This is a genomic window from Jidongwangia harbinensis (assembly GCF_020216025.1).
Lineage (GTDB): Bacteria > Actinomycetota > Actinomycetes > Mycobacteriales > Micromonosporaceae > Actinoplanes > Actinoplanes harbinensis.
The window spans coordinates 70,832-82,313 of record NZ_JAIWNC010000026.1 but is presented as its reverse complement, the minus strand read 5'-3'; the positions used below and the strand labels follow the sequence as shown (position 1 = coordinate 82,313).

Sequence of the window (11,482 nt, the reverse complement as noted above, 5' to 3'; positions counted from 1 at the left end):
AACCCGCCGCCGCGTTCACTTCGTCGCAGGACGAGAGGGGAACGAGATGCGACGGATGATGGCGGTTCTGGTGCTGGTGGCGGTGGGCATCGCCGGCTGCGCGGAACCCGACGACCCGGGCGGCGGCGTGGCCAGCATCGGCAGCGCGACCCCGTCCGCTCCGGCCCCGACCGACGGGGGCGCGGCCGGGGAGGACGGCGGGCTGAAGCACGCGCAGTGCATGCGCGAGCAGGGCATGAGCTGGTTCAAGGACCCGGAACCAGGGCAGCGTGGGCTGCGGATCGTCGTGCCGCAGGGGCAGGACCCGGCGAAGGTGGACGCCGCGATGGAGGCGTGCAAGAAGTTTCTGCCGAACGGCGGCCAGCCCCGCAAACTGGACCCGGCCGACGTCGAACGGGCGCGGCAGATGGCGAAGTGCATGCGGGAGAACGGCGTACCGAACTTCCCCGACCCCGGCCCCAACGGCGAGGGCCGGATCAACAAGGGCATGCTCGGCGTGGGCCCGGAGGATCCGGCGTTCCAGGCGGCGGAGAAGGCGTGCGCCCGGTTCCGGCCCAGCAACGCACCCCGGCGGTCGGGGAGTGGCTCGTGAGCCGGCGGGGAAAGGCGGTGGCCGCGATCGGCACGGTCGGCGTCGCGGCCGCGGCCGCCGTCGCGGTGGTCAACCTGCCGGACGCCGAGGGCGGCGGCGCTCCGCGCAACGCGATGCCGCCGGCCACGGCCGAGGTGACGCGCCAGACCCTGGTGGACACGGCGACCCGAAACGGCGAGCTGGGGTACGGCGAGGCGACCGCGCAGCACAGCCGGTCGGCCGGCACCGTGACCGGGCTGCCCGGCACCGGCGCCACGGTGACCCGGGGGAAGGCGCTGTACCGCATCGACGACGACCCGGTGGTGCTGCTGTACGGCAAGCTGCCGGCGTACCGCACGCTGGTGCCGGGGACCGAGGGCCGGGACGTCGCGCAGTTCGAGAAGAACCTGTGGGCGTTGGGGTACCGCGGTTTCACGGTGGACGACACGTACACCGAGGCCACCGCCGACGCGGTCCGTGACTGGCAGGACGACCTCGGGGTGCCGGAGACCGGCACGCTCGACCCGGCCCGCGTGGTGCACGCACCGCACGCGGTACGGGTGGACAGCCGCCGCGTCGCGGTCGGCGACGTGGCGCGGCCGGGCACCGAACTGCTCACCACCACCGGCACGTCCCGGGTCGCCACGGTCGGCCTGGACGTGGCCGACCAGCGCCTCGCCAAGGTCGGCGCCAAGGTGACGGTGACCCTGCCGGACGGCAGCACCGCCCCCGGGACGATCGCGGACGCCGAGACCGTGGTGGAGGCGGCCACCGAGCCGGGCGGCGAGGACACCACCACGGTCCAGGTGACCGTGACGTTCACCGGCGGCCGGAAGCCGTCCGGGCTGGACGCGGCGTCGGTGGACGTGGCGTTCACCGCGGCGGAACGCCGCAACGTGCTGACCGTCCCGGTGGCGGCGCTGCTCGCGCTGGCCGAGGGCGGGTACGGCGTCCAAGTCGTCGACGGCGGCACCACCCGCCTGGTGGCCGTGGAGACCGGGCTGTTCGCGGACGGCCGGGTCGAGGTGTCCGGCGGTGGGCTGGCCGCCGGCATGCGGGTCGGGGTGCCGTCGTGACCGCGGTGGTGGAACTGGACCGGGTGACCAAGTCGTACCCGGGCGGCGTCACCGCGCTGCACGACGTCACCCTGCGGGTGGACCGCGGCGAGTTCGTCGCCATCGTGGGGCCGTCCGGCTCCGGCAAGTCCACGATGCTGCACCTGATCGGGACGCTGGACCGGCCGTCCGCCGGCGACGTGCGGATCGACGGGTACGACGTCGCGCTGCTCTCCGACCGGGAACTGTCCGCGCTGCGGGCACGCCGGATCGGGTTCGTGTTCCAGCACTTCCACCTGGCGCCGGGGCGGGACGCGCTGCACAACGTGGCGGACGGGCTGCTCTACTCCGGCGTACCGGAGAAGGAGCGGTTGCGGCGCGCCGAGGCCGCACTGGCCCGGGTCGGCCTGGCCGACCGGATGCGGCACCGGCCGCACCAGCTCTCCGGCGGCGAACGGCAGCGCGTCGCGGTGGCCCGGGCGGTGGTGGGCGAGCCGACGCTGCTGCTCGCCGACGAACCCACCGGCAACCTGGACTCGGTGTCCGGCGCCGAGGTGGTCGACCTGCTCCGGGACCTGCACGCCGCCGGGACCACGGTGCTGGTCATCACGCACGACCGGGAGGTGGCCGGGAGCCTGCCGCGGCAGGTGCCCATGCGCGACGGGCGGGTGATCTGATGGCGACGCTGTCACCGGCCCGGCTGCGCCTCGCCGACGTGCTCCGGGTGGGCGGGAGCGGCCTGCGTACCCGTCCGCTGCGGGCGTTCCTGTCCGCGCTGGGCATCGCCATCGGCATCGCGGCGATGACCGCGGTGGTGGGCATCTCCGCCTCCAGCCGCGCCGACCTGGACCGCGCCCTGGCCGCGCTCGGCACCAACCTGCTCACCGTCGGGCCGGGCAACACGATGTTCGGCGACGCGGCCAAGCTGCCCGCCGAGTCGGTGGCGATGATCTCCCGGATCGGACCGGTCCGGGAGGTCGCCGCCACCGGCACGGTCGCCGGCGCCCAGGTCTACCGCAGCGACCGGATCCCGGCCGCGGAGACCGGCGGCATCTCGGTGCAGGCCGCGCACCTGGACCTGCCGGGTACGGTCGGCGCCGCACTGGCGGACGGCATCTGGCTGAACGCGGCGACCGCCCGGTATCCGGCCGTGGTGCTGGGTGCCACCGCGGCCCGCCGGCTCGGCATCGGCGGCGCGGGCCCCCAGGTGCTGCTGGGCAGCCGGTGGTTCACGGTCGTCGGGGTGCTCGAACCGGTGCCGCTGGCGTCCGAGCTGGACTCGGCGGCGCTGGTCGGCTGGCCGGCCGCGGAGACGTACCTGAACTTCGACGGATACCCGACCACCGTCTACACCCGGTCGGTGGACGCCCACGTGCCGGCGGTCCGCGGGGTGCTGGCGGCCACCGCGAACCCGGAGAACCCGAACGAGGTCGAGGTGTCCCGGCCGTCCGACGCGCTGGCCGCGCAGAAGGCCACCGACCGGACGTTCACCGCGCTGCTGCTCGGTCTGGGCGCGGTGGCGTTGCTGGTCGGCGGCATCGGGGTGGCCAACACCATGGTCATCTCGGTGCTGGAACGGCGGGCCGAGATCGGGCTGCGCCGCTCCCTGGGCGCCACCCGGGGCCAGATCCGCGGCCAGTTCGTCGCCGAGTCGCTGCTGCTGTCGCTGCTCGGCGGCGCGGCCGGGGTGCTGCTCGGTGCGGCGGTCACGGCCGGGTACGCGCTGGTGCAGACGTGGCCGACGGTGGTACCGGTGTGGGTGCTCGGCGGCGGCGTGGCGGCGACCGTACTGATCGGGGCGCTGGCCGGGCTGTATCCGGCGATCCGGGCCGCCCGCCTGCCACCCACCGAGGCGCTGTCGGCGCCGTGAGCCGGGCGATCGTTCGCTAAGATCCACGCCGTTACGTCATCTGGGGGGTCACATGGCATCGATCGAGGAGATCGTCTCCGCGCTGCAGTCGACGAAGGACAAGATCGAGGAGTCCGTGAGCGAGGCCAGCGCCGCCGAATCGATCACCGACGAGCTGATCGGTGTCATGGCCGGAGCCGGCATGACGGACAAAGTGGCGGAGCTGAGCGCCGTCAAGGAGGCCATCGGCGCGCTGCGCACCCATTTGCAGGGCGGGGTCGGCATGGCGGAAGGGGTCGTCAACCAGGCGCAGACCGCCGGCGGTTGAAGGGCTGACGGTCGCTCCGGCACGTCGCCACCCACGGCATCCGCGCCGGACGGCGAATCGGCTCCGGTCGCGGGCGGCCCGACAAGAAGCAGCGTCGGGCGGTCCACCACGGCGGAGGCTCCGCGGTGGCATCGGCCGGCCCACGAGATCATGGCCTACAGCCCGAAAGTCACCGCCATGGCGATCGGCCTGGCCGGGGTGCTCGTCAGCCCGAACAAGTGGGTCGGTGGGTTGTTCGTCGTCGGCGGCGGATTGGTGGACACGGTTTCCACGTTCTGGAGCCGGCGTATTGAAGACCGGAGGCGCCGCGATGGAGATTGATCCGCGCATCGAAGAACACGTCCGGGAGGCGTACCGGGGGATCATCGGCCGGGACGGCGACCGGATGGTGGCGGCCTTTCACGGGCTGGGAGCCGACGACGCCGCCAAGGCCGTCGCCTACGGCGTCTTCGTGCTCGGCTATATCGTCAATGACGTGTTCCGCAACGGCGCGACCGACGCGGACCTTCGGCAGCTCGCCGGGAAGATCATCGAGAGCGAGTCGGACTGGATCAACCTGCGCGGTGCCGACGACGTCGCCGGAGTCCTGCGGTCCGCCGCGACCGGGGAGGTGACCTTCCCCGGTGTGCCCCCCGCCGACGTGATCGGTCACGTGTTCGTGGCCGGCGGTTACCTGCTCGGCGTGTATCGCCGCGCCGATCAGGAGTGGTGGGACTACCTGGACGAGATCTGGGCGGTCCTGCTCACCCTGCCCCCACAGCAGTGAGCCCGGCACGGCTCGCCGAGAAAGGAACGGCGCGCCCGGCAGGATTCGAACCTGCGACCGGTGGATTAGAAGTCCACTGCTCTATCCGCTGAGCTACGAGCGCACTGGCCAGCACATACTAGGCGGTCGCCCCGGTCTTGTCGTCCGCGAAGTCTTCCGGCGCGGGCGGCACCTCGATCTCCGGCGTGTCGGCGCCCGGCAGGTACGCGTCCGTCCACCGCCCCAGCTCGCGGAACACCTCGGTGCGTACCTCCTTGCCGGAGAGTGTGAGGTCGTGCATGCCGCCGTCGAACCGCGCGATCGTGACGTGCGGGCCGAGTCGGGGCGCCCACCGGACGATGTGCTCGACGTCCAGGACCGCGTCGGCCAGGTGGACGTCGTCGTGCCAGCTTCGGCCGCGGAAGGTGCGGGAGGAACAGGCCACCAGCACCGGTACGTCGATGGACAGGCCGGACCGCAACCGGTTCTGACCACGGCGGATCGCGGCCAGCCAGCCGGCCCGCACCGGGAAACCGAGGATCGGCTTCCAGGCCAGATCGTACGTCCATTCACCACGGTGCTCGGTGTGCAGACTCTGGCCGTACAGCCCGAGGGCCTTGAGCGGCACGATCCGGTACGGCGCCCGCTTGCTGCTGCGGCACACCGCCGTCGCCACCGGCCGCCGTAGCAGCCACGGCGCGTTGAAGTCGAAGAACGGGCTGTTCAGGAACAGGCCGTCGACCATACCCTGGCCCTGCCGCGAGTGCGACCACAGCGACATGATCAGACCACCGGTGGAGTGCCCGCCGACCAGGAGTTGATCGTGGCCGTCGACCTCGCGGATGATCCGGGCCGCCTCGTCCAGTTCCGGGTAGTAGTCGGTGAGGCTGCGGCAGAAGTTCGGGGTCTGGTGCGGGAGCAGGCTGCGGCCGTACTTGCGCAGGTCGAGGGCGTAGAAGTCCCAGCCCCGTTCGACGAAGAAGTCGGCCAGGTGGGTCTGGAAGAAATAGTCGACGAATCCGTGTACGTAGAGCACGGCCCGCCGCGTCGGCGTCTCGCTGCGCCGCCGCACCAGGGTGGCGATGACCGGCCCCTCGTCGTCGGTGCCCAGATCGATGGTGTGCCGCTCGTACGGCGAGCCCAGGACGTCCGGTTCCACGACGTCAGGTTACCCGCCGGTACCCGCATCCGCGCCATACCAGATCAACCGTGAACCTTCGGCCCATCCACAGCGCGCGGCCGTCCACAGGCCCCGGAGTACCGCCCGCCGCGCCCGGCCCGATCCCGGCAGGCTGCTGAAGCACATCGAGCCGTGAGGAGACGCACATGTTCGACACGCACATCGTCCTGGTGGGCAACGTGCTCACCGCCCCCGAGTGGCGCCGCACCACCAAGACGCAGACGCTGGTGGTCAACTTCCGGGTGGCGTCCACGTCGCGCCGCTTCGACCGGGAGAACGGCCGCTGGGTCGACGGCGACAGCCTGCGCGTCCGGGTCAACTGCTGGCGCAGGCTGGCCGAGGGCGTGGCCGCCTCGATCACGGTGGGGGACCCGGTGGTCGTGGTGGGCCGGCTCTACACCCGCGACTGGACGGACGCCGAGAACCAACCGCGCACCAGCTACGAGATGGAGGCGGTCGCGGTCGGGCCCGACCTGGCCCGCGGCAAGGCCCGTTTCTTCCGCTCCAAGCCGGCGCCGGCGACCAGCGCGGCCGACGGGCCCGAGGCGGAGGGCATGGTGCGCGGCGAGACGGCCGAGCCGGTCGCGGACGCGCCGATCGGTTACGGCGAGGGCGTACCGGAGGGAGACGAGCCGGTCTTCGCCGAGTTCCCCGACGGCGTCGACCCGGTGGTGGCGGTGGCCGGTGCGGAACTGGGCGAACCTGCGCTCGCCGGCGGCCCGCCCCCGGACGACTCGGAGCCGGCCGGGATGGAGCCGGCCGAGATGGAGATCGCGGTGGAGTCGCTCGGGGCCGACACCGCGGAGAGCCCGCGCCGCGGTCGGCGTGGCGGTCGGCGCCAGCCGGTACCGGCCTGATGCCCGTACCGCACTTGCCCGCACCGCACTGAAGACCCCGCCGTCCCGGGGCCGGCATTCCCCCGTGGGTCCCGGGACGGCGGCACCAGGCAGACTGGGCTGGAGCACGTTCAACGGGGAGGTGACCGGGTGCCGCGCACATCCGGCGACGCGGCCGGGCTGGTGGCGGGTTATCTGCTCGACGCCGTCCTGGGCGATCCGCGACGGTTCCATCCGGTGGCCGGTTTCGGCCGGGCGGCCGGGGCGCTGGAACGCCGGCTGTATCCCTCAACCGGCCCTTCCCAGACGTCGACGTCCGCGTCGGCGTCGACCTCGGTCGCTGCTCAGGCGTTGGCGGCTGGTGCGGCGTACACCGCGGTTGCGGTCGGCGTGCCGGTTGCTGTCGGTGCGGTCGCGGCGGTGGCGACCCGGCGACGGCCGGTGGCCCGCGCCGTCCTCGTCGCGGCCGCGACCTGGACCGTGCTCGGCGGGCGCACCCTGCGGCGGGAGGCCACGTTCATGGCCGGGCACCTGGACCGCGGCGACCTGCCCGCGGCCCGGGACCGCCTCGGCCACCTCTGCGGCCGCGACCCGACCAAGCTGGACCAGCCGGAACTCGCCCGTGCCACCGTCGAGTCCGTCGCCGAGAACACGTCCGACGCCGTGGTGGCACCGCTGTTCTGGGGCGGCGTGGCCGGACTGCCGGGCCTCCTCGGCTACCGCGCGGCGAACACGCTGGACGCCATGGTCGGGCACCGCTCGCCGCGGTACGCCCGCTTCGGCACCCCCTCGGCCCGGCTCGACGACCTGCTGAACCTGCTCCCGTCCCGGCTGACCGGCCTGCTCACGGTGGCGGTGGCGCCGGTGGCGGGCGGGACACCGGCGGAGACGCTGCGGGTGTGGCGGCGGGACCGCAACGATCACCCGTCACCCAACGCCGGCCAGTGCGAGTCGGCGATGGCGGGGGCGCTCGGGGTCCGGCTGGGCGGGCGGAACGTGTACTTCGGGCGTACCGAGACCCGGCCCTTCCTGGGCGACGGCCCGCGCCCGTCGGCGCGACACCTGCGCCGGGCGGCCCGGCTGTCCGGCGCGGTCGGCGCGACCGCCCTCACGATCGCGGCCGGCCTGGCGGCGGCCCGCCCCTCGAGCCGAGCGGCCGTCCTGCCGGCGGCGCGCTCCTTGAGCCGAGCGGGCGTCCTGCCGGCGGCGCGCTCCTTGAGCCGAGCGGGCGTCCTGCCGGCGGCGCGCTCCTTGAGCCGAGCGGGCGTCCTGCCGGCGGCGCGCTCCTTGAGCCGAGCGGGCGTCCTGCCGGCGGCGCGCTCCTTGAGCCGAGCGGGCGTCCTGCCGGCGGCGCGCTCCTTGAGCCGAGCGGGCGTCCTGCCGGCGGCGCGCTCCTTGAGCCGAGCGGCCGTCCTGCCGGCGGCGCGCTCCTTGAGCCGAGCGGGCGGACTTCTGGCGCGTGTCCGTGGGCGGGGGAGGGTGGGATGAGCGGCGGGTTGCTGGTCGCCGGGACGACGTCGGACGCCGGCAAGAGCGTGCTCACCGCGGGCATCTGCCGCTGGCTGCACCGGCGCGGGGTCAAGGTGGCCCCGTTCAAGGCGCAGAACATGTCCAACAACTCGGTGGTGGTGGTCGGGCCGGACGGCCGCGGCGGCGAGATCGGCCGGGCCCAGGCCATGCAGGCGGCGGCGTGCGGGGTGGCGCCGGACATCCGCTTCAACCCGGTGCTGCTCAAGCCGGGCAGTGACCGGTCCAGCCAGGTGGTGCTGCTCGGCGAGGCGGTCGACACGGTGACCGCGGCGAACTACCGCTCGCTGCGGCCCCGGCTCGCCGAGACGGCGTACGCGGCGCTGGCCGAACTCCGCACCGAGTACGACGCGGTGATCTGCGAGGGTGCGGGCAGCCCGGCCGAGATCAACCTGCGGTCCGGGGACTTCGTCAACATGGGCCTGGCCCGGCACGCGGGACTGCCGGCGATCGTGGTCGGCGACATCGACCGGGGTGGAGTGTTCGCCGCGCTGTTCGGCACGGTCGCCCTGCTCAGCCCGGAGGATCAGGCGCTGGTCAACGGCTTCGTGATCAACAAGTTCCGCGGCGATCCGGGTCTGCTGCGCCCCGGGCTCGACATGATCACCGCGGTCACCGGGCGGCCGGTGCACGGCGTCCTGCCGTTCCACCTCGACGTGTGGCTGGACGCGGAGGACTCGCTGGCGTACGGACGTACCCTCGGCCGGCCCGGACCGCCGCACGGAACCGCCTGGCTGCGGGTCGCGGTGATCCGGCTGCCGCGCATCTCGAACGCCACCGACGCCGAGGCCCTGGCCGCCGAACCCGGGGTGCAGGTGCGGCTCACCATCGAACCGGCCGACATCGCCGACGCCGACCTGGTGGTCATCCCCGGTTCCAAGGCCACCGTGCACGACCTGGACTGGCTGCGCGAGACCGGCCTGGCCGACGCGATCCGGGTGCACGCCGCCGCCGGAAAGCCGCTGCTCGGCCTCTGCGGCGGCTTCCAGATGCTGGCCCGGACCATCACCGACGAGGTGGAGAGCGGGCGCGGCACGGTGCCCGGCCTCGGCATGTTGCCGGTCGACATCGCCTTCGGCGCCCGTAAGACGCTGGCCCGCTCGACCGGGTCCGGCTGCGGCGCGCCGGTGCGCGGCTACGAGATCCACCACGGGTACGTGTCGAGCGGCGCCCCCGAACCGCTCCTCCGCTACGACGACGGGCGACCCGAGGGCGCCGTGCGGGGCGCGGTGAGCGGCACCCATTGGCACGGGGCGTTCGAGTCCGACGAGTTCCGCCGCCGGTACCTCACCGAGGCGGCGCGGTTGGCCGGCCGGCACGGCTTCGCGGTGGCACCGGACACCCGGTTCGCCGAGGTACGGGAACGAGCCCTGGACGTACTCGGTGATCTGGTCGAGGAGCACCTCGACACGGACGCGCTGTGGCGGCTCGTCGAGCACGGCCCGGCGCCGGGTCTCCCGTTCGTCCCGCCGGGCGCTCCACTCACTCCACCCATTCCGCCCGACGGCGGTCCGTCCGGCGGCCCGTCGCGACGATGACCGCCGGGACCTACGCCGACCTCGCCGTGCTGGTCCGCGGCCGCCCGCCGCGGCTCGGCGACGTGCGCCTCGTCGCCGTCGACGGACCGAGCGGCGCCGGCAAGACCGTGTTCGCCGGGCGGCTCGCGGCGGCCCTGGCGGCCCCGGTCGTGCACACCGACGACCTGCTCGACGGCTGGGCCGGCCAGTTCACCTTCTGGGACCGGCTCGAGGAACAGGTGTTGCGTCCGCTGCGGCACGGCCGGCCCGCCCGGTACCAGCGGTACTCCTGGTACCGGCGGCAGTTCTCCGGACCTCCGGTGGTGGTGCCGCCGGCTCCGGTCGTCGTCCTCGAGGGGGTCAGCGCCGCCCGTCACGCACTCCGGCCCGAACTGACCCTGGCCGTCTTCGTGCAGGCGCCGTCGGAACTGCGGCTGTCCCGGGCCCTGGCACGCGACCATGGTGACGACGTTGCGTTCCAGGCGTACCTTGAGCGCTGGCGCGCCGCCGAGGACCGGCATTTCGCCGAGGACCGGACTGCCGCCCACGCCGACCTGGTGGTCGACGGAGCGGCGGAAGGACCGGCCGACCGGTTCGAGGTGCTCCGGCGCGGCCACGCGACTGGGCCACGAACGCTTGCGTGAGCAGCGGGAACGGGGACGGGACGATGACGACCGAGGAGAACCGCCCGACGCGCCGGCGCGTGGCGCTGACCGGAATCAGCTCCCGCGCCTGGGAACACCCGGCCGACCGGGGTGCCCTCACCGCCCTGCGTGAACTGCGCGGTTTCGACGACGTGGTGAAGACGTTCTTCGGCATGTGGAACGAGCGCGGCTTCCGCCTGTCGTTCCTGGCCGGCTCCATCCGGGTCGACCACCGGCAGTACCCGCGGGTCTACCAGCGCTTCACCGAGGCCGCCAGCACGCTGGACGTGGCCGAACTCCCCGAGCTGTACGTGAGCCAGTCGCCGATGATCGGCGGCCAGGCGATCGGCATGGACAAGCCGTTCATCGTGGTCACCACGGCCGCCGTGGAGAAGCTGGACGACGACGAGTTGCGGGCGCTGCTCGGACACGAGATCGGCCACGTGCGCAGCGGCCACGCCGTCTACAAGACGATCATGATGATCCTGACCAAGTGGGCGGCGAGCCTGAGCTGGCTGCCGGTCGGCGCACTGGCGCTGCGGGCGATCATCGTGGCGATGTTCGAATGGTGGCGCAAGGCGGAACTGTCCGCGGACCGGGCCGGACTGCTCGCCGGCCAGGACCCGGCGGCGTCCCTGCGGCTGCTGATGAAGCTCGCCGGCGGCGGGGACCTGTCCCAGATCGACACGGCGGCGTTCCTGGAACAGGCCGCCGAGTACGAGAGCGGCGGCGACCTCCGGGACAGCATCCACAAGCTGGGCATGACCGCGTGGAGCAGCCACCCGGTGCCGGTGGCCCGCGCGTCCGAGCTGCGGAAATGGATCGACTCCGGCGAGTACGCGCGCATCCTCGGCGGTGACTACCCGCGCCGCGACGGCGACGACAACGCCTCGGTGAGCGAGGACGTCAAAGCAGCGGCGGAGTCGTACCGGCAGAGCTTCACCACGTCCCAGGACCCGCTGGTGGGTCTGCTGCGCAAGCTCGGAGACGGCGCCGCTGATCTCGCCGGGACGGCGGCTCGTGGGGCGCGTTCCTGGGCGAGCAACGCGGGTCGCACCCGGCGTCCCGAGGACGACGATCCCACGACGCCCACCGCCTGACCGGGACTCGATCCGGCGGCCGGTTGCCGGGCGGCTGGCGCGTGCGCCGAGCAGCACGCCCCCACCGGCGGGCAGCGACGACCGGGTGGGCTCGGTGGCCGGGACCGGGTGGGGCGTGACGGTCGGGGGA

Annotated in this window: 12 protein-coding genes, 1 tRNA gene and 1 pseudogene; 12 read left to right on the top strand and 2 right to left on the bottom strand. The window is 73.6% G+C overall.

Annotated elements, in window-relative coordinates; genetic code table 11:
* Nucleotides 1–55 precede the first annotated feature (55 nt).
* The 7 genes from LDL48_RS28615 (at nucleotide 56) to LDL48_RS28585 (ending at nucleotide 4,569) form a co-directional block, all read left to right on the top strand.
* A complete protein-coding gene (locus LDL48_RS28615) occupies nucleotides 56–592 on the top strand; it encodes a hypothetical protein (RefSeq protein WP_225258334.1) in 537 nt (178 codons plus the stop codon).
* A complete protein-coding gene (locus LDL48_RS28610) occupies nucleotides 589–1,647 on the top strand; it encodes a peptidoglycan-binding protein (RefSeq protein ID WP_225258333.1) in 1,059 nt (352 codons plus the stop codon). Before LDL48_RS28615 ends, LDL48_RS28610 begins: the two co-directional genes overlap by 4 nt.
* 5 nt (nucleotides 1,648–1,652) lie before the next feature.
* Nucleotides 1,653–2,303, top strand: a complete 651-nt coding sequence (locus tag LDL48_RS28605) for an ABC transporter ATP-binding protein (RefSeq protein WP_225258407.1) — start codon at nucleotides 1,653–1,655, stop codon at nucleotides 2,301–2,303.
* A complete protein-coding gene (locus LDL48_RS28600) occupies nucleotides 2,303–3,496 on the top strand; it encodes an ABC transporter permease (protein ID WP_225258332.1) in 1,194 nt (397 codons plus the stop codon). Before LDL48_RS28605 ends, LDL48_RS28600 begins: the two co-directional genes overlap by 1 nt.
* A gap of 52 nt (nucleotides 3,497–3,548) precedes the next feature.
* Nucleotides 3,549–3,803, top strand: a complete 255-nt coding sequence (locus LDL48_RS28595; RefSeq protein WP_225258331.1) for a hypothetical protein — start codon at nucleotides 3,549–3,551, stop codon at nucleotides 3,801–3,803.
* A gap of 177 nt (nucleotides 3,804–3,980) precedes the next feature.
* Nucleotides 3,981–4,124, top strand: coding sequence for a hypothetical protein (locus LDL48_RS28590; RefSeq protein WP_225258330.1), 144 nt, complete (start codon nucleotides 3,981–3,983; stop codon nucleotides 4,122–4,124).
* Nucleotides 4,114–4,569, top strand: coding sequence for a hypothetical protein (locus LDL48_RS28585; RefSeq protein WP_225258329.1), 456 nt, complete (start codon nucleotides 4,114–4,116; stop codon nucleotides 4,567–4,569). The genes LDL48_RS28590 and LDL48_RS28585 overlap by 11 nt, the downstream gene beginning before the upstream one ends.
* Before the next feature lie 30 nt (nucleotides 4,570–4,599).
* Here the strand turns inward: LDL48_RS28585 and LDL48_RS28580 are convergent.
* A tRNA-Arg gene (locus LDL48_RS28580) sits at nucleotides 4,600–4,672 on the bottom strand.
* A 15-nt stretch (nucleotides 4,673–4,687) separates the two neighbouring features.
* Nucleotides 4,688–5,707, bottom strand: coding sequence for an alpha/beta hydrolase (locus LDL48_RS28575; protein WP_225258328.1), 1,020 nt, complete (start codon nucleotides 5,705–5,707; stop codon nucleotides 4,688–4,690).
* A 167-nt stretch (nucleotides 5,708–5,874) separates the two neighbouring features.
* Between LDL48_RS28575 and ssb the strand changes: the two genes are divergently transcribed.
* The 5 genes and pseudogenes from ssb (at nucleotide 5,875) to LDL48_RS28550 (ending at nucleotide 11,352) form a co-directional block, all read left to right on the top strand.
* On the top strand, nucleotides 5,875–6,585 hold the full coding sequence (gene ssb, locus LDL48_RS28570) for a single-stranded DNA-binding protein (protein ID WP_225258327.1): 711 nt from the start codon (nucleotides 5,875–5,877) through the stop codon (nucleotides 6,583–6,585).
* Between the two features lie 129 nt (nucleotides 6,586–6,714).
* Nucleotides 6,715–7,708 (top strand): annotated as a pseudogene (locus LDL48_RS28565) (cobalamin biosynthesis protein); the annotation flags it as partial.
* Nucleotides 7,709–8,048: 340 nt separating this feature from the next.
* Nucleotides 8,049–9,629, top strand: coding sequence for a cobyric acid synthase (locus LDL48_RS28560; protein WP_225258326.1), 1,581 nt, complete (start codon nucleotides 8,049–8,051; stop codon nucleotides 9,627–9,629).
* On the top strand, nucleotides 9,626–10,252 hold the full coding sequence (locus LDL48_RS28555) for a uridine kinase family protein (RefSeq protein WP_225258325.1): 627 nt from the start codon (nucleotides 9,626–9,628) through the stop codon (nucleotides 10,250–10,252). The genes LDL48_RS28560 and LDL48_RS28555 overlap by 4 nt, the downstream gene beginning before the upstream one ends.
* A gap of 23 nt (nucleotides 10,253–10,275) precedes the next feature.
* Nucleotides 10,276–11,352: a M48 family metallopeptidase gene (locus LDL48_RS28550; protein WP_225258324.1), complete on the top strand. Its 1,077-nt coding sequence runs from the start codon at nucleotides 10,276–10,278 to the stop codon at nucleotides 11,350–11,352.
* Nucleotides 11,353–11,482 lie beyond the last annotated feature (130 nt).